Below are 22,423 nucleotides of genomic sequence, written 5' to 3'. Positions count from 1 at the left end.
CGCGTTGTTTGGTGTCTTCCCTTCTGGATAGACCGATTAAACGAGGAACCATGAAATATCTTTTCTTAGCATCCATTTTTACCGTTTTTGCACAGGCAGCGGCGGCGGAAACAATTACTTACGATTGTGCCGTTCGCGACCGCGACGGAACCGGGTGGGTCGCGCCCCGCTATATCTTTGTTATTGATAAGGACGGCGTTAGTGCGCAAACAGCCAGCGGGCACAACGAAATGCAGTCCGCTAAGCTGAAAATTGATAGAAAGAAGCGTTACAAGCTGGATTGGCGCGTTGAGTTGACAGAGTTTGGCGGCCAAAAAGTCCGGGTAAATTACACGGCCCGCATTGACCCTTCTGACAACACCGTGAAACTGAGAGGCAACTGGGTGAATGCCAACTTTGTCAACAAGCCTTCAGGGCAAGGCAAATGCAAAGTGATCGATGGTTAAGCTTCGGTTAAACCGCAAAAGCCCCGGAAAATCCGGGGCTTTTTTTCCTAGCTTCGGAACCTAATAAACCCCGACCTCACTGCCCGGCTGCGCTGCGACCTTCAACAGTTTGAACACGTAGTCTGCGGTTGACCGGAAGCAGACGACGCGGAGAGTTTCGGCGTCATCCAGCCAGAACGCACCGGCAACCTGCGCCAAGCGCGAGCGGCGGATTTGGCCGGGTTGGAAGGCGTCAGCCGACAGATCTACCGGGGCCAGTTTGCCCAGAACTTCGCGAGCGTTCGAGCCCGAGATGCTGAACACCGCGCGGGCATCCGAGACGTTGACCGCCAGGGCATGCACACCGCTTAGCGCGTTGGTCATCGCGGCCAGTTTGGCCTCGACCTCGGCATATGGGACAAGCACAAGCAATTCGTCGGTGGACATCCAGCAAACACCGCTGTCTCCGTCGACAAATGCCTCGCGCTGGCCGGGTACTTTCTGGCCGGTGGCGTCTTTGACGGCCTTCACCAGAACCTTGTCGGACAGGTCGCCGCGCAGGGTGATCATGCCCTGCAGGCCGCATTCTTCAACCTTGGCGATGCCCTCATAGCTGGCGTGGTTCAGTGCGCTGATGGGTTCAGACATTCTGCTTCTCCCCGTCCTTGTCGAAGAAGATCGGATCCACGATCTTTGCTTTGTAGGATTTGCCATCGGTGCCCGGGAACTCGACAATCTCGCCCATGCGGTCAGGACCATGCTTGATCAAGCCCATGGCGATGCCTTTGCCCAGATTGGCCGAATAATAGGTTGAGGTCACACGACCGATCATGTTGCGCTGACCGTTGGCGTTGACGCCCTCTCCCACTGCGTAAGCCCCATCCGGGATGACAGAACCATCCACAGTCTCAAGACCCACCAGTTTCCAACGCTCGGGATCGGCCATATGGCTGCGCAAATGGGCACGTTTGCCGAGGTAATCCTCTTTCTTTTTCGAAAGCGCCCAATGCAGCCCCAGATCCTGCGGGATCACGGTTCCATCGGTTTCGTCGCCGATCATGATAAAGCCCTTCTCGGCCCGCAGTATGTGCAGACATTCAGTGCCATAGGGCATCACGCCGAATTCCTTGCCTGCATCCATCAGCGCATTCCAGAAGGCCTGCCCTTGTGATGCAGGGACGGCGATCTCGTACGACAGCTCACCCGAGAACGAGATGCGATAAGCCCGGCAATCAAAGTCGCCGATCTTGCCATCGCGCCACTCCATGAAGGGCAGCGCCTCTTTCGACACATCCATGCCGCCGAGCTTTTCAAGCACCTTGCGGGCGTTGGGGCCAACAACGGCGACCTGCGCATATTGCTCGGTCACGTTGGCAACATAGACTTTCCAGTCCCACCATTCGGTTTGCAGCCATTCTTCCATGTGACCGTGGATACGTTCGGCCCCGCCGGTGGTGGTGTGGCACAACCATGTGTCTTCGTCGATCCTGGCAACAACACCGTCGTCGATCAGAAAGCCATTCTCGGAACACATCAGGCCATAGCGGCATTTGCCGACCTTCAGAGTAGACATCATGTTGGTGTACATCATGTCCAGGAACTTGCCTGCGTCCGGCCCTTTGACGATCAGCTTGCCCAAGGTCGAGGCATCCAGCAGGCCGAGGTTCTCGCGGGTATTTTTCACCTCACGGTTCACGGCGTCATGCACGGATTCACCCGGACGAACATAGGCATAAGTCCGGCGCCAGTGGCCGACCGGCTCCCAATCGGCGCCGTTCTTGTCGTGCCAGTTGTGCATCGGGGTTTGACGGATTGGCTGGAACACCTCACCACGTGCCTCACCGCCGATAGATGCCATTGAAATTGGGGTGTAAGGCGGGCGGAACGTTGTTGTTCCAACCTTCGGGATTTCGGAGTCCAACGCATCAGCTAGGATCGCCAATCCGTTGATGTTACTCAGTTTACCCTGATCGGTTGCCATGCCCAGAGTGGTGTAACGCTTGGTATGTTCAACGCTCTCATACCCCTCACGCGCAGCAAGTTGCACGTCCGAAACTTTGACGTCGTTTTGGAAGTCCAGCCAGGACTTCATCCGCAGTTGAATATCCGCGTTCGCAGGCATCAACCAGACCGCAGCCATAGGTGCCTCTGACGTAGTTTCCCCGACAGGCGCTTTGGTGCGTTTGGTTTTGAATCCAGCCGCTTTGGCTGCGGCCTTACCGGCTGCATCGGCATCGGCCAGCACATCGCCCAGCGCCATCGGGCCATTCGATGCCCCGGCGGCTACGACGAACCCTTCGCCATCGGCCCCAAGCGGGGGTCGCGCAGGATCCGGCCGGAAATGCGCATTGGCATCGTCCCAGATCAGCTTGCCGCCGCAGTGCGACCACATATGCACGACCGGAGACCAACCGCCCGACATCGCAACCGCATCGCATTCCACCTCTTCACGGGCGCCACCGATGCCGTCCTGATTGCAGATGGCAACTTTCTTGACGCGTTTGCCGCCTTTGACTTTGGCAATGGCCTTGCCCACATCGACGCGGATACCCAGTTGGCGCGCCTCTTCAGCCAGAGGGCCGGAGGTAGCCCTTGCGTCAACCACACGCAAGATATCGACACCGGCCTGTTTCAAGGTGATCGCAGTCCGGTAGGCGTCGTCATTATTGGTGGCCACAATCACCTTTTCACCGGGTGTCACACCCCAGTTCACGACATAATCCCGCATGGCCGAGGCCAGCATGACACCCGGCACATCATTACCCGCAAAAGACAACGGACGCTCAATCGCACCGGTAGCAGTCACGACCTGTTTCGCCCGAATACGCCAGAGACGATGGCGCGGGCCCTGTGCACCAGGCTTGTGGTCTGTCAGGCGTTCATAGCCCAGCACATAGCCATGGTCATAGACCCCTGCACCCATGCAGCGGTTGCGCAAGATGACGTTGCCCATTGTTTCAAGTTCGGAAACAATTTGTTCCACAAACTTATCCACAGGCTCATCATTGATTGTGCCGCCATCAACTGGGGCACGGCCACCCCAATGCGCGGTCTGCTCAATCAACATGACCTTTGCACCGGACTGAGCGGCCACTTTGGCAGCCTGCAAACCGGCCACGCCGCCACCGATCACCAACACATCGACGAAGTTGTAGAAATGCTCATAGGTATCCGCATCACGGCTGTCCTTGTCGGGGGCTTTGCCCAGACCGGCAGATTGGCGGATGAACGGCTCGTAGACATGTTTCCAGAACGGCTTGGGATGAATGAACATCTTGTAATAGAAGCCAGCCGGCAAGAACCGCGACAGGTGCGTATTGATCGCACCGATATCAAATTCCAGGTTCGGCCAGTGGTTCTGAGAGATCGAGGTCAGACCGTTGAACAGCTCGGTCGTGGTGGCGCGCTGGTTCGGCTCGAACCGATTGCCCTGCCCCAGACCGACCAGAGCGTTGGGTTCTTCCGCACCACTGGCGACAACACCACGTGGGCGGTGATACTTGAACGACCGGCCCATCATCATCTGATCATTAGCCAGCAAGGCCGAGGCAAGCGTGTCGCCTTCGTAGCCCTGCATCGAAGTGCCGTTGAAGGAGAATGTGACCTGTTTCGACCGGTCAATCAGCCGGCCTTGATTTGCGAGACGGGTGCTCATGATGCGGACCTTTCGCAGGCGGAATTACGGGTGGTGGCGCGGATCATTTGTATTCTCTCCACGTCCAGCCAGGGCGCTTGGCGGTAATCGCCTCGCGAATTTCTTTGGGCGGCTCAAACACCTGGGCAGAGTAGGTGCCGAAAACTTCGAGCGTTTGCGTGCAGCGCGCCGCGTGGAACCACTTGCCGCATCCATTCGCATGGCGCCAGCGTTCGAAATGAACGCCTTTAGGGTTTTCACGCATGAACAGGTAATCGTGGAAATCACCATCTGATGAGCCCGGACCGAAACGCTTCAGATGCGCCTCGCCACCGGCGGCCAGTTCGGTTTCTTCGGCATCGACACCGCAATAGGGGCAATTCAGGATCAGCATATGTTCATCCTCTCGGCAGCAGGCGAGACCATGCTGCATGCGAAATCTAAGTAACGGGTGCGCGAGATTTTTCGCCGAAAAATCTCCATCAGTGCGCCACCCCGGCCGCGACGCTTTCGTCGATGAAGCGGCCTTCTTTGAAACGATCCAACGAGAACGCCTCGGTCAGCGGTGAATGACCCGTGGCCATCAGCTGTGCCATGCCCCAGCCGGACCCCGGAATGGCCTTGAAGCCACCGGTGCCCCAGCCACCGTTGATGAAACAGTTCCCCAGGGGTGTTTTTGACAGGATGGGCGAGCGGTCGCCGGTCATATCCACGATCCCGCCCCATTGCCGCAGCATTTTCAGACGTGAGATCATCGGGAAGGTCTCGACCAACGCGCGCACAGTTTCTTCGATATGGTGGAAGCTGCCGCGTTGGGTGTAGTTGTTGAACCCGTCGGTGCCGCCACCGATCACCATCTCTCCCTTGTCGGATTGCGACATGTAGCCATGCACCGTGTTGGCCATCACGACCACGTCCATGCAGGGTTTGATCGGCTCAGACACCAGCGCCTGAAGAGCAATCGCCTCAAGCGGCAGACGGAAGCCCGCCATTTCGGCCAGTTGACCGGAATGGCCCGCAACCACGATGCCCAGCTTGTCACAGTCGATCGCACCTTTGGTGGTGTCAACACCGACAACACGACCATCCTGTGACCGAACCCCGGTCACTTCGCATTGCTGGATGATATCCATGCCCATAGCGGAACAAGCGCGCGCATAGCCCCAAGCCACCGCATCGTGACGGGCGGTGCCACCGCGTTCCTGCCACAGCGCACCCAGAACCGGATAGCGCGGGCCTTCGAGATTGATGATTGGCACCAGTTCCTTGACCCGTTCAGGTGTGATCCATTCAGTCTTTACACCCTGCAGCGCATTCGCATGAGCCGTGCGCTGATAGCCGCGGATTTCATGCTGGGTCTGCGCCAGCATCATCACGCCGCGCGGGCTGAACATGACGTTATAATTCAGGTCCTGGCTCAGATCCTCATAAAGGCTGCGCGCCTTTTCATAGATCGCGGCAGACGGATCCTGCAGATAGTTCGAGCGGATGATGGTTGTGTTCCGACCGGTATTACCACCGCCCAACCAGCCTTTTTCGATCACAGCGACATTCTGGATGCCATAGTTCTTACCCAGGTAATAGGCGGTTGCCAGACCATGGCCACCCGCCCCCACAATGATGGCGTCATAGCGTTTCTTGGGCTCGGGCGAACGCCAGGCGCGTTCCCATCCGGTATGATAGCGCAGCGCTTCGCGCGCCACAGCAAAGGCTGAATAGTGTTTCATAAGCGAATCCATCCGGTTCGGTGATTGGCGCAGGTATGCCGCGTAACCGCCTTTGGCCCCTGCCGTGCAACGCCATAATATCGCACTATTGCGACATCGCCCTTATTATTGCGACATGAAGCCCCCTCGCGGCCATTTGTCCCTTTTTTCCGCCCCGCCACAGGTCTAAGTCAGGACAGCCATCTTGGAGTTATCATGACCTTCTGGGCCCTCATCATAGCCACCGCCGTCCTGATAGCGGTTTTTCTTGGGATTTCGATACTGCGTAGGCGAGATACGCGCGAACCATCCACTGCGTATGACTTGCAGGTCTATCGTGAACAGTTGGCCAGCGTAGATCGAGACCTGGCCCGTGGTGTCATCGCTGACGCAGATGCCGAGCGAGTTCGCACGGAAATTTCACGCCGCATTCTTGCGGCTGATGCGCAGATGCAATCTTTGTCTGAACCGCAAGGGCCTTCCAAATGGATCTCGGTTACGGCATCCATATTTGTCGCGGCCATCCTGGTAGGCGGAGGATCCTGGATTTATCTGAAGCTTGGTGCAGCCGGGCTCCCCGATCAGCCCCTGTCATTGCGGCTAGAAAAGGCCGATGCTCTGCGCACAGAGCGCCCCAGTCAGGCCGAGGCAGAAGCCGCCACGCCACCCGCACCACTGCCACAGCTTGACGAAAGCTATGCCTCTCTTCTCGGGCAACTTCGCGAAACCGTTTCCGGTCGTCCTGATGACCTACAAGGACATATCCTTCTTGCCCAGCACGAGGCGAACGCAGGTAACTTCCATGCCGCCTACAAAGCGCAGCAACGTGTGATCGAACTGTCTGGGAACACGGCACCCGCAGATGCCTATTCGCATCTTGCCGAGATGATGATCCTTGCTACCAACGGATATATCTCGCCCGAAGCTGAAGACGCATTGAAACAGTCATTGCAGCGTGATCCACGCCACGGTCCGGCCTTGTATTACCTGGGACAGATGATGGTACAGGTCGGACGACCTGATATCGGTTACAGGATCTGGGTGGATGCACTTGGAAGCGCGCCGACAAATGCCCCCTGGGCAACGGCCATTCGCGCACAGATGGACGATCTGGCCTTTCGTGCGGGTGTGTTCAATGCCGCCCCTATACCAGCAGGGAACCCAGGCCCCGGTGAGGATGACATCGAGGCCGCTGCATCTCTGACCGCACAAGAGCGCCAAGAGATGATCCTTGGCATGGTCGAGCAACTGTCAGATAGGCTTGCAACCGAAGGCGGCTCCCCCGAAGAATGGGCCCGGCTGATCGGTGCCCTTGGGGTGGTTGGCGACATCGACCGGGCCACCGCGATCTACGCCGAAGCCCAATCCGTATTCTCGGACAATGACAACGCACTGGATATCCTTGGTGCGGCAGCAGCTCAGGCTGGGGTGACCCGATGATCCATGACATTTTTGAGGAATTTGCAGGCTCGCTTGCGCCTATGAGCGCGTTGATCGGTCTTGATCTGGGAGAAAAGACTATCGGGGTTGCAGTCTCGGACCGGATGCGCGGTGTTGCTAGCCCGCTGGAGACCGTAAGGCGCAAGAAATTCACTCTGGATTCTGCCCGTCTGCTGGAAATCATAGCCGACCGTGAGATCGGGGGCATCCTACTGGGTCTGCCGAAAAACATGGATGGTAGCGAAGGGCCACGCTGCCAGTCCACCCGTGCCTTTGCCCGAAACCTGTCCCGTTTGACCGAAGTTCCGATCGGGTTCTGGGACGAACGGCTCAGCACGGTTGCGGCAGAAAAGGCACTGCTTGAGGCGGATACGACACGAAAGCGTCGCGGACAGGTTATCGACCACGTCGCGGCAGGCTATATTCTGCAAGGCGCGCTGGACAGAATGCGCTTTCTTTAAGGATCGGAAAACGCTGATGTCGAACATGGTTTGGAAAAGGAACGAGGTCGAAAGCCCGTGCATCCAGATCTGCGTTGTGCACCCGACCGAGCGTATTTGTACCGGTTGCTACCGCACGATCGACGAAATCTCTCGCTGGTCGAAAATGGACAGCTCTGAGCGCGCCGATATCATGGCAGACCTACCGTCTCGCAAACCGCTGCTTGCCAAACGGCGCGGCGGCCGGGCGGGGCGGCTCAACAAGGCCTGAGATTTCCACAAAAGGATGTGATTGCTGAATCTGCACCGCTGCGGGCTGGTCTGAACTACGAGGGGGTCAAGTTCGTTGACAGCTGGTGAGTGAGTGGCAACCCACAGCGGCGCGTTTCAACAATCGATCCTCTGCAGTGGTTCGGCAGAGGAGTTCGATCTGTGTACGTCTTTTTTGACCAATCGATCAAGAAAAATCCTCGCTGATATTTCTGTGCCCTGACGTAAATGTCACAGCAGGCTCAAGCCGCTGCGTTTCTACCCAGACGCAAGCCATGTTTTGGCGTTCTGAATTTCCTCGGCGGGAAAGAACTGAGTGCGTGTGCCAAGGATGTGGCTGGCCACCCGTTGGGCCAGATGTTGCCAGGCTTTGTCGCCAACAACCGCTGCCCGATCCAGATTACCAATATGCCCCCGGGCCAGCCGAAAATGCGAGGCAAGCGCCGTAAGGCCTTGCCATCCGTCAAACTTGGACAGATCAATCAGCAGGCGAAACCCCTGTTTCTCCTGCAAAATGTAGTCCAGATCGGTTTCGGCCTTTTTGAATTCGTCAGGGTCGAGTTTTCCCATCAGGCTGACCTGCACGCAGGGGCCGCCCAGATCCATAACGTGAATAGAGCCCAGAGATTCGCGCAACCATCGGCGCGCTTCTTCAATATTCGCGTGATCGAATACCTGCACAGGGCAAGGGAAAAGCGGAGCCGCAAGCCGGATACTGGTCTGAACCCAACCCTGATCCGCCACCACTCCAATTCGGTCAAAGCCGCGCCAGTGGCTGAGGCCCAATTTTGTATCCGACCAAACCGCATTCAGATCGTACCCTTTGAACTCTGGCTGCACGATCGCCAACAACCGCACTGTATCGTGTTCGGCCAGTGCGGCCTCAATCGCCGGGATCAATGTTGTGGAATAGTCCGTACCTGTCACTTCGCCGGAAAGCTCGATTTCAATCAATGCTCCGTCAGAGTTTTTGTGGACAGCAATCATCAAAAAATCCTCCAAATCTGTATAATGACAGAACGTTAGGAGGATTTGATCCATTCGGCCACACCGCCAGCGCATTCAGGCCGAAAATAGGCGATCATCCGGCCATCCGACCCAGCCTCAGCCCCGCTGCCCCATGGCGCTACCCCGTGCAGGCAGTGGCGGTGCAGCAGATAGGCCTCGCCCGGACGTGCGGGCAGTACGATGCGACGGCAAGTATCAAAGACCTCACGACGGGCAGCCTGATAAACATCTGTTATGTCCACCTGATCCAGAGTGTCCGGGCGCTTGTCTTCAAGTGCATCCGCAAATGCAGCCTGCATGATCTTGTGGCTACCTTCCCAAAGAACCATCGGGGACGCATTCGCGCTGGCATCGGTCAATGGAATGCCCAGAATCCACGCATGCGGTTCCTCGACCCTGCGGCGCCTGTCCGGGCCGGACGGGCGTAAACCATCCACATGGGCCGCATCCCGCTTTGCTCGATACTGGGCAGCAGCCTCGCCCTCTCCGCGTCGGGGCAACGGGTAGCCGGGGTAAATGACCGAGACCTGGGCTTTGTGCAACGGCAACGACCCATAACGCGACACTATGAAATCCATGACGGCCCCGGTCAGAACCGGGGACCCCTGGACCCTGCCCTCGGTGTCGTTGTTCAGCGCGTCGACCCCAATGAACCAGGTCCCTTCACAGTCCATCCAATGCGCGAATTCCGGATCCGTCGCAGCAGCGCGTGCTGCAGGCAGCGCATAAGATACCCAGTCCAGAATAGCCCGGTCGTGGGGAAATTTCACCCAACCCTTTTCCTCGAAAGAACTCAAAAACCCAACGCCTTGCGCAACATATTCAGGGCGACCAGAGTCAGGAAGACCGCGAATATCCGCTTGAGCGGCTTTGGATCCATCGCATGGGCCAACTTTACGCCCCAGGGCGCAGTGATCATGGTCATGGCGACCACAATCCCAAAGGCAATCAGATTGACGGCGCCGATGGTAAAGGGCGGGCGGTGTTCAGGGGCAATTTCGAGAAACAGGAACCCCATGACCGAGGGCACAGCGATGATCACGCCAAACCCGGCCGCCGTGGCGACAGCCCGGTGAATTGGCGTGTTGAACAAGCTCATTAACGGCACGCCAAAGCTGCCGCCGCCGATACCCATCAGAACGGATAGGAAGCCGACCGAGGGCGACAGGAGAGCGCGTTTCAGGCCCTTGGGCATGGCGTCTCCAAGCCGCCATTCGGATTTACCCAGACCAAGATAGGCACCAATCACCATACCCAATACACCGAACAGGGCCTGCAATGCCTCGGTCCGAAGAGCGGATGCCACCATCACGCCCAACACCGCACCGATGGCGATGCCCGGACCCCAACTGCTCAGGATATCCCAATCAACGGCACCCTTTTTGTTATGTGCCAGAACCGACCGTAGTGAGGTTACGATAATCGTTGCCAGTGAGGTGGCGAGGCACAGCTGCATCAACTGCGGGCCGCCATACCCAAGGGTCTGAAACGCATAGAAAAAAGCAGGGACCAGCACGATGCCTCCGCCGACACCCAACAGACCCGCCAAAACGCCTGCCAGCGCTCCGATCACCAGCAGAAGAACCAGCATCTGAGCAAGCAACATTACTTCGGGCATCATTCCCCCCAACCGACCTTTTGCCGTATTGCCACCATTCAGGCCTCGGTCAGAGGCGCGACATGATCCAGTGCCTGCAACATAACCTCGGGGCCCGCCCCGTCATGCACTGCACCTTCAGACAGGGTCCGTCGCCAAGCCCGCGCACCCGGCCGTCCTGCGAACAGGCCAAGCATATGTCGCGTAATCTGGTGCAAGCGCCCTCCGCCAGCAAGATGGCATTCGATATAAGGCACCATTTTCCGGACAACAGCAAACGGGTCGGCGGCCTGACCGACCCCAAAAATCACAGGATCCGCTGTGGACAGAACATCTGACGGCTGATGATACGCAGCCCGCCCGATCATCACACCATCCAGCCCTGCATCCAGATGCCCGCGCGCCTGTTCCAGATCAGCAATGCCACCATTTATAGAGATGTGCATATCCGGGAATTCCGCCTTCATCCGATGCACGAGATCATAATCCAAAGGCGGTATATCCCGGTTTTCCTTGGGGCTGAGCCCTTGCAGCCAGGCTTTGCGCGCGTGAATTGTGACCCGAGAGCATCCCGCTTGCCTGATCTGGCTCAGAAACTCAGGCAAAATGTCTTCGGGCTGTTGGTCGTCGACTCCAATGCGGCATTTGACCGTGACATCTACGTCCACGGCTTCGCGCATTGCGGCAACACAATCCGCAACGCGGTCAGGGGATTTCATCAGCACCGCACCAAAAGTGCCAGATTGCACTCGATCAGACGGGCAGCCACAATTCAGATTGATCTCATCATAACCAGCATCCGCCCCCAACCGGGCCGCTTGTGCCAATTCCTGAGGGTTCGACCCGCCCAGTTGCAGGGCCACGGGATGCTCCTGCGGGTTGTGGTCCAGCAAATGCAGCGCACCACCCCGAACTAACGCAGGCGCTGTTACCATTTCAGTGTACAGCAGCGCCTCGGTGCTCAGCAACCGATGCAGATAACGACAATGCCTGTCCGTCCAATCCATCATAGGGGCGACGCTCAGGCGTGCGGCTTGTCTTACCTTGTCATTCAATGCTGAGTCCTCGTCGCACCCGGTATCCAATCAGACGGATCGAAACCGCAAATTCCTGCCCCTCGAATCGGGCAGCCCGGGGTTTAGCATATTCGAAAGGGGCCGTCCTTGTGTCTGCCAACCGCGTTACCGATTGTCGACACCGTACCGGCAAATCATCATTTCGACGCTGCGCTGAATGGTATCAGACATTTCGTCCTGACTAAGTACGGTCCCGCAAAAAACCATGGGCCAGAATGCCCTGCTCTTGATCAATCCGATGAATTCACGACCCGCGATGTCGGGGTTATCGATGCGTAGCTGACCATCCTCTGCCGCATCTTTAAGCATGGCCGAGAAGATGGCAGTTTTGTCCAATTTGCCCTGCGCGGCGACCGCAAGGTCGGGATTGCGCAAGGTTTCGCTGATCACCATACGCGACATCGCCATCACCTCGGGTGACATGAGAATGCGTCCCTCGGCCCAGGCCAGATCGGTCAGTTGCTCTTGGATATCCCGGCCCTTTTCGTATCTGATATCCAACACCTCAGAGAAGCGGTTCGACAGCTCAACCACGATCGAGCGGAACAGGTTTTCCTTACTTTCGAAATACTTGTACAGTGTGCGCTTGGAGACCTCGGCCCGTGCCGAGATCCGATCCATACTGGCCGCCGAGAACCCCTTTTCCTGGAATTCAGCTACGGCAGCCTCGATGATCTGGGCATGCTTTAATGCTTTCGGTGCGCTGAGGTCATTCATGCTCCAAAGCTATAGACCCTTTGACACGAGCCGGTCAAACGCTAGGTAAACTCTCGGGTTTACAATGCCCTGCCCCCTGCCTAAGGTAAACTCGCCAGTTTACCGATTCAGGTAACCAGCCCAACAGGAGATCCCCCCAATGGCTTTGACATTGAAACTGAACGGCCAGACCCACACGGTCGAGGCCGAGCCCGGCACGCCCCTTCTGTGGGTAATCCGGGACGAACTGAAGATGACAGGAACCAAGTTCGGCTGCGGTGTCGCGTCCTGTGGGGCCTGCACCGTGCATCTGGACGGAGAGCCTGTGCGTTCTTGCCAGACGTATATTGAGGATGTCGAAGACGCCGAAATCACCACGATCGAAGCTGTCGGAAACAACGATATTGGCGCCGCGGTACAGCAGGCCTGGGTCGAATTGGACGTGGTTCAATGCGGTTACTGCCAATCCGGTCAGGTGATGTCGGCGGTCGGATTGCTGTCCGAAAACCCAAAGCCCAGCGTTGAAGAAATCGACGACTACATGTCCGGCAACGCCTGTCGCTGTGCCACCTATCAACGCATCCGCGCCGGTATCCAGCGCGCATCCGAAATTCTGGAGGCCTGATCCATGACCATCAACACCTCTCGCCGTGGTTTTCTAAAAGGCGCTGCTGCAACCGGTGCCGTCTTGCTGGTTGGGGCCCGCCCCGATGGCGTTCTGGCTGCGGCCTCGTCCGAGACGACGCAGCTCAACCCATTTGTTAAGATTGACGCCGACGGCACCGTGACCGCCATCGTCAAACACTTCGAAAAGGGTCAGGGCCCCGCGACCGGCCTTCCGACGCTTATCGCCGAGGAAATCGGCATCACTATGGACCAAATTAAATACGAATTCGCGCCGTCGAACCCCCAAGTCTATAACAACCTGCTGTTCGGCCCCTTCCAAGGCACCGGCGGGTCAACCGCGATGGCGAATTCCTGGCTGCAATACCGTCAGGCTGGCGCTGCTGCCCGTGAGATGCTGATCAACGCCGCCGCCCAAAGATGGGGCGTCGATGCATCAGGCATCACCATTGAGGAAGGCATCGTCAAAGCAGACGAGAAATCTGCACCGATTGCCGATTTCGTGGCAGCCGCTTCGCAGATGGAAGCGCCGACCGAGCCACGCCTGAAAGACCCCTCGGAATTCCGCCTGATCGGAAACGAGGCCGTGCGTCGCAAGGACTCGGCAATCAAAGGCAACGGACAGGCGATGTACGCCATGGATGTCCACCTGCCCAACCAGATGGTTGCGATGATCAAACGTCCGGAGTCGCGCGGTGGTGTTGTCATCAGCTTTGACGACAGCGCCTCGAAAGAGATCAAAGGCTATATCAGCGCCGCTGCATTGCCCAATCAGGCGGGCGTTGCGGTCTATGCCGAAGATACCTGGGCCGCGATTCAGGCGCGTGACGCGCTTGAGGTCGAATGGGACATGTCCGGCGCTGAAACCCGCCACTCGGATCAGATCAAGGCCGAGATCATGGACGCGCTGAATGCCGAGCCCGCCTATAACGTGAACAAGGCAGATGTTGCCACGGTTTCGGCGGCGATCGACGCGGCGGATACGGTCGTAGAAAAAACTTTTTACTACCCGCTTCTCGCCCATGCTCCGATGGAGCCACTGAACTGCACAATCGAACAGACAGCAGAGGGTGACATCGTTCTGCATGATGGCGCTCAGATGCCAACCGGCCCGCACATGGCGTATCAGCAAATCTTTCAGCTGCCACCCGAGAAAATCCACATCAGAACGATGCTGGCCGGCGGGTCTTTCGGGCGTCGCGCAACACCGGATGCGGACTATCAGGTTGAGGCCGCGTTGGCCTTTGTTGTCACTGACCGCTCGCGCCCGGTCAAACTGGTCTGGACGCGGGAAGACGACATTCGCAGCGGGTATTACCGCCCGGCCTTCGGCCACAAAGTTCGTGTCGGGTTGAATGCGGAGAGGAATATCGTGGGATGGCAGCATCAGGTTGCTGGGCAATCGATCATGAAGGGCACCCCGTTCGAAGCGGTTGCAGTGCATGACGGCGTCGACCACAGCTCGATCGAGGGCATCGCAGACAGCCCCTATGATATTCCGGGGATGGCGCTTGGACTGACCGACACACCCAAGGCCACATCGGTCCTATGGTGGCGGTCGGTAGGACATACCCACACTGCCTATACGATGGAAACAATGATGGATTTGGCCGCCACCGCCGCGGGCCGTGACCCGGTTGAGTTCCGTCTCGCACATCTGGCGGATGCGGGTAATGCAGACCAACAGCGCAAGGCCTCAGTTCTGAAACTTGCGGCCGAGAAAGCAGATTGGGGCAACGTCCCTGCCGGTCGAGCGCAAGGTATTGCGGTGCACAAATCCTTTGGTTCTTATGTGGCTGAGGTGGTCGAAATCTCGGGCGATCCGGATGACGGTATCAAGATCGAAAAGGTCACCTGTGCTGTCGATTGCGGTATCGCGGTGAACCCCGACGTGGTGCGTGCCCAGATGGAAGGTGGCATCGGCTATGGCATCGGGCATGTGATGCGCGATCAGATCACACTGACCGGCGGTTCCGTGGATCAATACAACTTCCCGGATTACGAGCCCCTTCGGATCGGCGATATAGCTACAATCGACGTCCACATCCTGCCCTCGGCCGAGGCCCCCACAGGCGTGGGCGAACCCGGCACGCCGCCCTCGGCCCCCGCGCTCGCGAACGCAATCAAGGCAATGTCGGGGACCTTGATTGCCGATCTGCCGATGGCCGAGAACGGCATAAGCTTTGCATAAGGTCCCGACCCCGCGCCGAAAAAAACGGCGCGGGGATAATTTGATCAAATTTCGTGACAAGGCGCTTTGTGTCGATTAAACCTCGGAGTACCAGAGTGATGGAGACGCCGATGGACCTGAACGCCCTACACAGTTTTCGCGTAGCGGCCTGCGACCTTAACGGTCAGCTGCGCGGCAAACGCGTGCCTCCTTCTTATGCTGACAAGCTGAGTAAAGGTGTGGTGCGGATGCCCTTTTCGGCATTGAATGTTGATCTGTGGGGCGCGGATATCGAGGATAGCCCGCTTGTGTTTGAATCAGGCGACGCGGACGGCATATTACTGCCAACCGAGCGTGGCCCCGTCCCAGTTCACTGGCTTGAAACCGAAACAGCGCTGGTGTTGATGTCCCTGTATGACGATCAGGGCAAGCCCTTTGCCGGCGACCCTCGCCATGCTCTGACCTCGGTGCTGCAACGCTATGCCGAGCGTGGCTGGTCTGTTGTTGCGGCGACCGAGCTGGAATTCACGCTATTGGACTCATCAGGTGCACGGCCGGTGCCTCCGATCAATCCTTTGACGGGGCGACGACTGGTCGACGAGGCAGTCCTGTCCATGGCGGAAATGGATGCGTTCGACGCCTTTTTCACAGACCTCTATGACGGATGCGAGGCAATGAGCATCCCGGCTCAAACCGCCATTTCCGAAAGCGGGATTGGCCAGTTTGAAATCAACCTGAACCATCAGGACGCCATGCGCTGCGCAGATGATACGTTGCTTTTCAAGGTGTTGACTCGTGGCCTTGCGCGCAAACATGGGTTTACCGCAACTTTCATGGCCAAACCCTATGCCCAGGATGCGGGCAATGGGATGCATGTCCATTTTTCGGTCGTCGACCAGGATGGGCAAAATGTCTTTGACAATGGCGGGCCTGAAGGCACTGATCTTTTGCGCTCGGCCATAGCCGGATGTCTGTCCGCAATGCCTGGTTCAACTCTGATTTTTGCACCGCACGGGAACTCCTACACCCGGCTTGTCCCCGGCGCCCATGCCCCAACTGAGGCATGCTGGGCTTATGAAAATCGCACTGCCGCGCTGCGCGTTCCCGGCGGCGCGCCCTCTGCCCGCAGGATCGAACATCGCGTTGCTGGTGGTGACATCAATCCCTACCTCATGCTGAGCGCCGTACTCGGTGCGGCGCTGAACGGCATCGAGGACGGAACTGAACCGCCAGCTCCGATCACGGGCAACGCCTATGAGATCGACGGCCTGCCGCAACTCGCTGGCGACTGGGCTTCAGCCATCACCGCCCTTGAAACCGATCCGCAAGTTGCGCGCATCTTTCCCGCCCCGCTGATCAGCAATCTTGCCATGACAAAGCGACAAGAGATCCTGCGCTTTGACGAACGCCCACCCGAGGAGCATTGGCTAAGTTATCTCGAGGCGGTTTGAGCCCCCTTGCCCGCTTCGTTCTGCTCAGCTAGAATAAATTTGATCAAATTTGGTGACCCATGAAAATCGGTATCCTTGTAGCCGGCCACCCCCCTGACGAATTGCACGATCAGTTCGGTGAATATGACGGCATGTTTCGCGCGCTGCTGGATGGCAACGGCTTTGAGTTTGTGACCTATGCGGTTGTCGACGATCACTTTCCGCAAAGTTTTGACGATGCTGATGGATGGATCATCACCGGCTCGCGCTATGGCGCCTATGAGGACCATGCCTGGATTCGCAAGCTCGAAGCGCTGATCCGCGACATCCATCAAAGCGGCAAACCCCTGATCGGCATATGCTTTGGTCATCAAGTCATTGCGCAAGCCCTTGGCGGGAAAGTTGAAAAGTTCAAACAGGGCTGGGCCGTGGGGCGGACGGACTACGATTTGGACGGACAGACCGTCACTTTGAATGCCTGGCATCAGGACCAGGTGGTAGAGCTGCCCGCCGGTGCACAAGTAACCGGTTCGAACGCCTTTTGCCAGAATGCCATGCTGGCCTATGGCGACACGATCTGGACCGTTCAGGCCCACCCGGAGTATGGCGACAGCTTCATCGAAGGGCTGATGGACACACGCGGCAAAGGTGTCGTTCCAGACAATCTGATGCAGGCCGCCGCCGACCGCCTTCCCACCCGCGACGACAGTCCGAAGATCGGACAGTTCATGGCAGAGTTTTTGAAGAAAGAGAGGGCCTGATGGCCGATTGGACAGAACAACTGCCACAGGCAGCCCGTACCTATTTTGAAGGTCACCGATTGGATGAGGTCGAGTGCATCATCTCTGACCTGCCCGGCATCGCGCGCGGGAAAGCGGTTCCGGCCACCAAATTTGCACGCCAGTCCTACTTCCATCTACCCGATAGTATCTTTTACCAGACTATCACCGGGGACTGGGGCGAAGCCGCCGGAGAGGACGGCTTCATTGAACGGGACATGATCCTTAAGCCTGACTTTTCGACTGCTTCCGCTGCTCCTTGGACGGGTGACTGGACACTGCAGGTGATCCACGACGCCTATGACCGGGACGGAGAGCCGATCCCGTTCAGCCCACGCAACGTGTTGAAGCGCGTCGTAAAAATGTATCACGACAAAGGCTGGAAACCGATTGTCGCGCCAGAGATGGAGTTCTTTCTGGTCGCCCCCAATGTCGACCCCGCGCAGGGGATCAAACCGATGATGGGCCGTTCGGGTCGTCCGGCGGCCGCGCGGCAGGCCTATTCGATGACAGCAGTGGATGAATTCGGCCCGGTGATCGACGACATCTATGACTTTGCCGAACATCAGGGATTCGAGATTGACGGCATCACCCAGGAAGGCGGCGCCGGACAGCTTGAAATCAACCTGCGCCATGGTGATCCGGTCAAGTTGGCAGATGAAGTGTTCTATTTCAAACGCCTGATCCGCGAAGCCGCGTTGCGACACAACTGCTTTGCGACCTTCATGGCGAAACCGATTGCGGATGAGCCCGGATCGGCCATGCACATCCACCACTCGATCACCGAGATCGAAACCGGACAGAATATCTTTTCCGGACCTCAGGGCGGCGAAACGGATGCATTCTATAACTTCATTGCAGGGCTGCAAAACCACTTGCCTGCAGGCCTGGCAGTCATGGCACCTTATGTGAACTCGTACCGCCGCTATGTGAAAGACCATGCCGCGCCGATCAATCTGGAATGGGCTCGTGACAACCGCACGACCGGCATCCGTGTTCCCCTGTCCGGCCCCGAGGCGCGGCGCGTTGAAAATCGTATCGCAGGCATGGACTGCAACCCCTATCTGGGCATCGCCTTGTCGCTTGCCTGCGGCTATCTCGGCCTGACACAGCAGGAACGTCCGCGCCGTCAGTTTTATGGCGACGCCTACGAAGGTGACGGTGATATCCCGCAGGTCATGGGCAATGCGCTGGACCTGTTCGACGAGGCCACCGCCCTGCACGAGGTGCTGGGTCCGGAATTTGCCCGCGTTTATGGCATTGTCAAACGTGCCGAGTATGAAGAATTTCTACAGGTCATCTCTCCGTGGGAGCGTGAGCACCTGCTCATGAACGTTTAAGCCGCGATGAATCTCCTCTATTCCAACGACCGCAAGGCCGAGTATCCGGCCAGCTGGTATGCCGCGACGGCCAACACGCTCGACCGTTTTCCTGCGCTTGCTGGGGATACCAAAGCGGATGTCTGTGTGGTCGGTGGCGGCTATACCGGACTGTCCGCCGCGCTGCATCTGGCCGAGGCCGGGTTCGACGTCGTGCTGCTTGAGGCGCATCGCGTTGGTTTCGGAGCGTCAGGCCGCAATGGCGGGCAGCTGGGCAGCGCCCAGCGGATGGATCAGGAAGACCTTGAACGCCTGGTCGGCGATGACGATGCCGCCAAGCTGTGGGATCTGGCTGAAGATGCCAAGGATCTGGTCAAATCGCTGATCGAAAAGCACAAAATCGACTGTGATCTGAAACCGGGCGTGGCGGTTCTGGGCCTCAGCACCGGGGATCAGCAAGACCTCCACGATCACGCCGCGCATCTGTCGGCGCGATATGGGTATGACCATATGGAGCTGCTGGACGAAGGCGCCGCGCATGGTCTCTGCCCGTCGCCCACCTATCGCGGTGGTTATCTGGACATGGGGGCGGCGCATCTGCACCCGCTGAACTTTGCCCTGGGGTTGGCCGAAGCCGCAGCCAAGGCCGGCGTGCGCATCTTTGAGGGTACCGAGGTCACCGGGATCGACGAAGTCGATCCGGCCATCGTGCAAACCCCGCAGGGAAAGGTGACGGCCAACCACGTCATATTGGCCTGCAACGGATATCTTGGTGACCTGAACGGCAAAGTGGCGTCGCGCGTCATGCCGATCAACAATTTCATCGCCGCGACCGAGCCTTTGGGCACCGATGCCGCCCGCGTCCTGACCCGGGATGTCGCCGTCGCCGACACCAAGTTTGTGGTGAACTATTTTCGCCTCAGCGCCGACAACCGCCTGCTATTCGGCGGCGGGGAAAGCTATGGCTACCGTTTCCCGACAGATATCGCCTCCAAGGTGCGCAAACCGATGACCGAGATTTTCCCGCATCTGCGCGATGTAAAGATCGACTATGCGTGGGGCGGTACTCTGGGTATCACCATGCGGCGAATGCCCTACCTGACACGGGTTGCCCCGAATATCCTGTCAGCCTCTGGCTATTCGGGTCACGGTGTTGGCACAGCTACACATGCCGGGCAACTGATGGCGATGGCCATTCAGGGCCAAGCCGAAGGGTTCGACACCATGTCCCGCGTACCCGCCCTGCCCTTCCCCGGAGGCCCCGCCCTACGCAGCCCGTTGCTAGTGCTGGCGATGACATGGTTTTCCCTGCGGGACCGGCTGGGATTCTGATTTCGAGATTGTCAGAGAAACTCACTTAAACTCTCTCAGGATACGAAAGCCCGTCAATTTTGACCGCCAATCAATGCCCGCCCCACCGCGACTTGCAGCGCGCGAAAAATCCATAGCAAATGGATAAGAACCGCCTTTTACAACCCGCCTGTGACAATCGACTGATCTCGCCATCTCTAAGTGCTGGCTGGAAGTCGACCAACCCGGGTGCGTCGCTGTCCAGCAGGACATCGTTCTTTCCCCGACATTCCCCGACATATGCCGAAGACCCCAAGCATTGGAGGCATCAAGTTCATCAACGCGAACTGGGTAACCGCGCCACACTAAATCCGGCCGCTTTTCACCAATCATCTCTTCTGTCGGTTTGGCATGGAAATTGGCCTGATCCGTCGTAACTTCCTCTCTTTGCGCAAAAGGAGTCTGCGTTCCGGCACGGGCGGCATATTCCCATTCGGCTTCCGTTGGTAAGCGGTAGGCATCTATCCCGAGTTTTTTGTTCAGCCAATCCGTGTAAGCCAAAGCATCCAAATAAGACACATCATTCACTGGATGATTGCCCGTAAGATCTATGCGCTCAAAACTATCGCCGATTACAAAATCTTCCGGCACATATTTGCTACATCCCCCATCTTCAACGCAGGCCATCCACTCATCACGGGTAACCTCGTTACGTCCCATGGCAAAGGACAGATCTATTCTGACGCTATGAACCGGACCTTCACTATGCGCGATATACGGCTCTTCCGCTGTCGCGGGTCGGCGCCCTTTTTCATCCCAATGAAAGTTTCGTTTCGATTCTCCCGGTGGTCCACCCATCATGAACTCACCCATAGGCAAGACAATCATTTCAGGGCAAACATCGCATTCCTGAAACATCTCAAGCGGCGCAACTTCAGTGCCATCCGACAGAAGATAATCTGCGTGAACCGCCGAAGCGAAAGTTGAAAGCGCGCCACAAAGGGCCAAATGACTGATAGTCAATGCAGTGATCCAACCCATCATACGAGAACAACGTCAAAGAAGATCCATTGCCACCTTACTTCCCCCAAAGTTGCAAGTTCAAAAGAATTTCCCGCTACGCGGGGTAAGCCAACCTGTGTCTCTCTGACTACGACAGAATAGTGAAATTTCGCCACCCTGAAGATTAAGGGCTTGGATTGACACTTCATTAGCTTTATCTTTCCCAAAGATAGAATTCAGGAATGCCAAATATGACGCTGCCTCCTAACGTCCATGACGCCGAACCCATCCCCGCGGCCGCCCGCGACGCCATTGATGCCTTGATGCAGTCAGGCGACCTGTTCCGCTACACTGCGCCGCAGGACGCTCCGGTTGCGATGCTCGAGTCGGAATTCGCGGAACTGCTGGGCACGAAATACGCGCTGGCTGTATCGTCCTGCTCAGCGGCACTGTTCCTGTCGCTCAAGGCGCTGGGTTTGCCGCGGGACGCGCGGGTGCTGATACCGGGCTTTACCTTTGCGGCGGTGCCCTCATCGGTCATACATGCGGATTGCATCCCCGTACTGTGTGAGGTGGGTGACAATTATCGCATCGACATGGATGACTTTGCCGCCAAACTGGATAACGTGCAGGCCGTGATCATTAGCCATATGCGCGGACATACTTCGGATATGGACGCGATCATGACCCTGTGCAGCGCGCGCGACATTCCGGTGATCGAGGACGCAGCCCATTCGCTGGGGACAACTTGGCATGGCCGCAATATTGGGACGATTGGCAAGATCGGCTGTTTCTCGTTTCAGTCCTACAAGATGATCAATGCGGGCGAAGGTGGCATTCTGATAACCGACGACGCTGATCTAGTGGCGCGTGCCGTGATCATGTCCGGCGCCTACGAACATAATTGGAAGAAACACAAAGGTCCGCGTGGCGACAACTCATCGGAACTCGAAGAGGCCTTTGGCCGCTGGCAGAACCAGTTGCCGCTGTATAACCTGCGGATGAGCAACCTGAGCGCTGCAGTAATCCGTCCCCAGATGCCTGAATTGGCACGTCGTGTCAGCGATGGGTTGCAAAACCACGACTATGTGGCGGAGCGCCTGAACTCATCACCCTATATCAACGTGCCTGCCCCGCTGATGCCAGAACGCCGGGCGCCGGACTCGATCCAATTCAATCTGGTTGACCTAAGCGATGATGATATCCGCGCCTTTGCCGCAGCATCCGAGGCACGCGGGGTGAAAGTTCAGGTATTCGGCCTGAGTGAAGACAACGCCCGTGCCTTTTGGAACTGGCAATTCCTGCCGGAACAGACCGAGCTGCCACAAACGCGAAACATGCTGATGAAAGCTTGCGACGTGCGCCTGCCTGTACGCCTGACAGGCGCGGAACTGGATGTGATCGCTGATATTCTGTTGGCTTCAGTAGGGGAAATTACCGCCCCGAAAATCGCATTTGGAACCTGAACAAGCTGAATTCAAACGAAAAGGCCCGCCAGCGGCGGGCCTATTTCATTG

21 protein-coding genes are annotated in these 22,423 nt (G+C 57.6%); 11 read left to right on the top strand and 10 right to left on the bottom strand.

Annotated features, from left to right (window positions below):
* Positions 1 to 50 precede the first annotated feature (50 nt).
* Positions 51 to 446: a hypothetical protein gene (locus AC2FGB_RS00710; RefSeq protein WP_142633046.1), complete on the top strand. Its 396-nt coding sequence runs from the start codon at positions 51 to 53 to the stop codon at positions 444 to 446.
* A 60-nt stretch (positions 447 to 506) separates the two neighbouring features.
* On the opposite strand, the gene AC2FGB_RS00705 is transcribed toward AC2FGB_RS00710, so the two are convergent.
* The 4 genes from AC2FGB_RS00705 to AC2FGB_RS00690 form a co-directional block, all read right to left on the bottom strand.
* Positions 507 to 1,073 (bottom strand): sarcosine oxidase subunit gamma, encoded by a 567-nt coding sequence (locus AC2FGB_RS00705; protein ID WP_281971888.1) that lies wholly within the window; start codon positions 1,071 to 1,073, stop codon positions 507 to 509.
* Positions 1,066 to 4,080, bottom strand: a complete 3,015-nt coding sequence (locus AC2FGB_RS00700; protein WP_496688510.1) for a sarcosine oxidase subunit alpha family protein — start codon at positions 4,078 to 4,080, stop codon at positions 1,066 to 1,068. Before AC2FGB_RS00700 ends, AC2FGB_RS00705 begins: the two co-directional genes overlap by 8 nt.
* Before the next feature lie 43 nt (positions 4,081 to 4,123).
* Positions 4,124 to 4,453, bottom strand: a complete 330-nt coding sequence (locus tag AC2FGB_RS00695) for a sarcosine oxidase subunit delta (RefSeq protein ID WP_142633040.1) — start codon at positions 4,451 to 4,453, stop codon at positions 4,124 to 4,126.
* 88 nt (positions 4,454 to 4,541) lie between these two features.
* The gene (locus AC2FGB_RS00690; protein WP_271947765.1) at positions 4,542 to 5,786 is read right to left on the bottom strand and encodes a sarcosine oxidase subunit beta family protein; all 1,245 of its coding nucleotides are present in this window, start codon (positions 5,784 to 5,786) and stop codon (positions 4,542 to 4,544) included.
* A gap of 195 nt (positions 5,787 to 5,981) precedes the next feature.
* Between AC2FGB_RS00690 and ccmI the strand changes: the two genes are divergently transcribed.
* From ccmI to AC2FGB_RS00675, 3 genes are read left to right on the top strand one after another with little or no spacing between them, the layout of a single operon-like run.
* The gene (gene ccmI, locus AC2FGB_RS00685; protein WP_496693376.1) at positions 5,982 to 7,205 is read left to right on the top strand and encodes a c-type cytochrome biogenesis protein CcmI; all 1,224 of its coding nucleotides are present in this window, start codon (positions 5,982 to 5,984) and stop codon (positions 7,203 to 7,205) included.
* Positions 7,202 to 7,666 carry a Holliday junction resolvase RuvX gene (gene ruvX / locus AC2FGB_RS00680; RefSeq protein ID WP_271947775.1) on the top strand — a complete coding sequence of 155 codons (465 nt, stop codon included), beginning with the start codon at positions 7,202 to 7,204 and terminating at the stop codon, positions 7,664 to 7,666. Before ccmI ends, ruvX begins: the two co-directional genes overlap by 4 nt.
* Before the next feature lie 16 nt (positions 7,667 to 7,682).
* Positions 7,683 to 7,916: a DUF1289 domain-containing protein gene (locus AC2FGB_RS00675; RefSeq protein ID WP_142633031.1), complete on the top strand. Its 234-nt coding sequence runs from the start codon at positions 7,683 to 7,685 to the stop codon at positions 7,914 to 7,916.
* A gap of 257 nt (positions 7,917 to 8,173) precedes the next feature.
* Here the strand turns inward: AC2FGB_RS00675 and AC2FGB_RS00670 are convergent, their stop codons facing one another.
* The 5 genes from AC2FGB_RS00670 to AC2FGB_RS00650 all read right to left on the bottom strand — a co-directional run bounded on the left by AC2FGB_RS00670 (position 8,174) and on the right by AC2FGB_RS00650 (position 12,313).
* A complete protein-coding gene (locus AC2FGB_RS00670; RefSeq protein WP_142633029.1) occupies positions 8,174 to 8,902 on the bottom strand; it encodes a SpoIIAA family protein in 729 nt (242 codons plus the stop codon).
* Between the two features lie 35 nt (positions 8,903 to 8,937).
* A complete protein-coding gene (locus AC2FGB_RS00665; protein ID WP_246097119.1) occupies positions 8,938 to 9,693 on the bottom strand; it encodes a phytanoyl-CoA dioxygenase family protein in 756 nt (251 codons plus the stop codon).
* A 23-nt stretch (positions 9,694 to 9,716) separates the two neighbouring features.
* Positions 9,717 to 10,541 carry a sulfite exporter TauE/SafE family protein gene (locus tag AC2FGB_RS00660; protein ID WP_142633025.1) on the bottom strand — a complete coding sequence of 275 codons (825 nt, stop codon included), beginning with the start codon at positions 10,539 to 10,541 and terminating at the stop codon, positions 9,717 to 9,719.
* A 38-nt stretch (positions 10,542 to 10,579) separates the two neighbouring features.
* Complete coding sequence (dusA, locus tag AC2FGB_RS00655) at positions 10,580 to 11,575, bottom strand: tRNA dihydrouridine(20/20a) synthase DusA (protein ID WP_496688516.1); 996 nt, start codon at positions 11,573 to 11,575, stop codon at positions 10,580 to 10,582.
* Between the two features lie 126 nt (positions 11,576 to 11,701).
* Positions 11,702 to 12,313: a TetR/AcrR family transcriptional regulator gene (locus AC2FGB_RS00650; protein WP_496688518.1), complete on the bottom strand. Its 612-nt coding sequence runs from the start codon at positions 12,311 to 12,313 to the stop codon at positions 11,702 to 11,704.
* A 139-nt stretch (positions 12,314 to 12,452) separates the two neighbouring features.
* On the opposite strand from AC2FGB_RS00650, the gene AC2FGB_RS00645 reads away from it, so the two are divergent.
* The 6 genes from AC2FGB_RS00645 to AC2FGB_RS00620 all read left to right on the top strand — a co-directional run bounded on the left by AC2FGB_RS00645 (position 12,453) and on the right by AC2FGB_RS00620 (position 19,946).
* A complete protein-coding gene (locus AC2FGB_RS00645) occupies positions 12,453 to 12,917 on the top strand; it encodes a (2Fe-2S)-binding protein (RefSeq protein ID WP_496688520.1) in 465 nt (154 codons plus the stop codon).
* Positions 12,918 to 12,920: 3 nt separating this feature from the next.
* On the top strand, positions 12,921 to 15,107 hold the full coding sequence (locus tag AC2FGB_RS00640) for a molybdopterin cofactor-binding domain-containing protein (RefSeq protein WP_496693375.1): 2,187 nt from the start codon (positions 12,921 to 12,923) through the stop codon (positions 15,105 to 15,107).
* Positions 15,108 to 15,217: 110 nt separating this feature from the next.
* Positions 15,218 to 16,537, top strand: coding sequence for a glutamine synthetase family protein (locus AC2FGB_RS00635; RefSeq protein WP_496693374.1), 1,320 nt, complete (start codon positions 15,218 to 15,220; stop codon positions 16,535 to 16,537).
* Positions 16,538 to 16,596: 59 nt separating this feature from the next.
* On the top strand, positions 16,597 to 17,277 hold the full coding sequence (locus AC2FGB_RS00630) for a type 1 glutamine amidotransferase (RefSeq protein ID WP_496693373.1): 681 nt from the start codon (positions 16,597 to 16,599) through the stop codon (positions 17,275 to 17,277).
* A complete protein-coding gene (locus AC2FGB_RS00625; RefSeq protein ID WP_496688525.1) occupies positions 17,277 to 18,635 on the top strand; it encodes a glutamine synthetase family protein in 1,359 nt (452 codons plus the stop codon). The genes AC2FGB_RS00630 and AC2FGB_RS00625 overlap by 1 nt, the downstream gene beginning before the upstream one ends.
* A gap of 6 nt (positions 18,636 to 18,641) precedes the next feature.
* Positions 18,642 to 19,946 (top strand): NAD(P)/FAD-dependent oxidoreductase, encoded by a 1,305-nt coding sequence (locus AC2FGB_RS00620; protein ID WP_496688527.1) that lies wholly within the window; start codon positions 18,642 to 18,644, stop codon positions 19,944 to 19,946.
* 21 nt (positions 19,947 to 19,967) lie between these two features.
* On the opposite strand, the gene AC2FGB_RS00615 is transcribed toward AC2FGB_RS00620, so the two are convergent.
* Complete coding sequence (locus AC2FGB_RS00615; RefSeq protein WP_496688529.1) at positions 19,968 to 20,945, bottom strand: formylglycine-generating enzyme family protein; 978 nt, start codon at positions 20,943 to 20,945, stop codon at positions 19,968 to 19,970.
* 212 nt (positions 20,946 to 21,157) lie between these two features.
* On the opposite strand from AC2FGB_RS00615, the gene AC2FGB_RS00610 reads away from it, so the two are divergent.
* Entirely contained in the window at positions 21,158 to 22,372 is a 1,215-nt protein-coding gene (locus tag AC2FGB_RS00610; RefSeq protein WP_496688530.1) for a DegT/DnrJ/EryC1/StrS family aminotransferase, read from the top strand.
* The last annotated feature ends 51 nt before the right edge of the window (positions 22,373 to 22,423 follow it).

It is taken from the genome of Ruegeria sp. CDSC021 (genome assembly GCF_059610845.1).
The sequence above is the reverse complement of the archived record's forward strand: the minus strand, read 5'-3'. Positions and strand labels throughout refer to the sequence as shown.

What these genes read in the sequence shown, in the direction of transcription:
- AC2FGB_RS00630 (WP_496693373.1), top strand. Translation starts at nt 16,597, where the DNA reads ATGAAAATCGGTATCCTTGTAGCCGGCCACCCCCCTGACGAATTGCAC.
- AC2FGB_RS00705 (WP_281971888.1), bottom strand. Translation starts at nt 1,073, where the DNA reads ATGTCTGAACCCATCAGCGCACTGAACCACGCCAGCTATGAGGGCATC.
- ruvX (WP_271947775.1), top strand. Translation starts at nt 7,202, where the DNA reads ATGATCCATGACATTTTTGAGGAATTTGCAGGCTCGCTTGCGCCTATG.
- AC2FGB_RS00650 (WP_496688518.1), bottom strand. Translation starts at nt 12,313, where the DNA reads ATGAATGACCTCAGCGCACCGAAAGCATTAAAGCATGCCCAGATCATC.
- AC2FGB_RS00615 (WP_496688529.1), bottom strand. Translation starts at nt 20,945, where the DNA reads ATGGGTTGGATCACTGCATTGACTATCAGTCATTTGGCCCTTTGTGGC.
- AC2FGB_RS00625 (WP_496688525.1), top strand. Translation starts at nt 17,277, where the DNA reads ATGGCCGATTGGACAGAACAACTGCCACAGGCAGCCCGTACCTATTTT.
- AC2FGB_RS00645 (WP_496688520.1), top strand. Translation starts at nt 12,453, where the DNA reads ATGGCTTTGACATTGAAACTGAACGGCCAGACCCACACGGTCGAGGCC.
- AC2FGB_RS00710 (WP_142633046.1), top strand. Translation starts at nt 51, where the DNA reads ATGAAATATCTTTTCTTAGCATCCATTTTTACCGTTTTTGCACAGGCA.
- AC2FGB_RS00635 (WP_496693374.1), top strand. Translation starts at nt 15,218, where the DNA reads ATGGACCTGAACGCCCTACACAGTTTTCGCGTAGCGGCCTGCGACCTT.
- AC2FGB_RS00640 (WP_496693375.1), top strand. Translation starts at nt 12,921, where the DNA reads ATGACCATCAACACCTCTCGCCGTGGTTTTCTAAAAGGCGCTGCTGCA.
- AC2FGB_RS00670 (WP_142633029.1), bottom strand. Translation starts at nt 8,902, where the DNA reads ATGATTGCTGTCCACAAAAACTCTGACGGAGCATTGATTGAAATCGAG.
- AC2FGB_RS00700 (WP_496688510.1), bottom strand. Translation starts at nt 4,080, where the DNA reads ATGAGCACCCGTCTCGCAAATCAAGGCCGGCTGATTGACCGGTCGAAA.
- AC2FGB_RS00620 (WP_496688527.1), top strand. Translation starts at nt 18,642, where the DNA reads ATGAATCTCCTCTATTCCAACGACCGCAAGGCCGAGTATCCGGCCAGC.
- AC2FGB_RS00690 (WP_271947765.1), bottom strand. Translation starts at nt 5,786, where the DNA reads ATGAAACACTATTCAGCCTTTGCTGTGGCGCGCGAAGCGCTGCGCTAT.
- AC2FGB_RS00610 (WP_496688530.1), top strand. Translation starts at nt 21,158, where the DNA reads ATGACGCTGCCTCCTAACGTCCATGACGCCGAACCCATCCCCGCGGCC.
- ccmI (WP_496693376.1), top strand. Translation starts at nt 5,982, where the DNA reads ATGACCTTCTGGGCCCTCATCATAGCCACCGCCGTCCTGATAGCGGTT.
- AC2FGB_RS00695 (WP_142633040.1), bottom strand. Translation starts at nt 4,453, where the DNA reads ATGCTGATCCTGAATTGCCCCTATTGCGGTGTCGATGCCGAAGAAACC.
- AC2FGB_RS00675 (WP_142633031.1), top strand. Translation starts at nt 7,683, where the DNA reads ATGTCGAACATGGTTTGGAAAAGGAACGAGGTCGAAAGCCCGTGCATC.
- AC2FGB_RS00660 (WP_142633025.1), bottom strand. Translation starts at nt 10,541, where the DNA reads ATGCCCGAAGTAATGTTGCTTGCTCAGATGCTGGTTCTTCTGCTGGTG.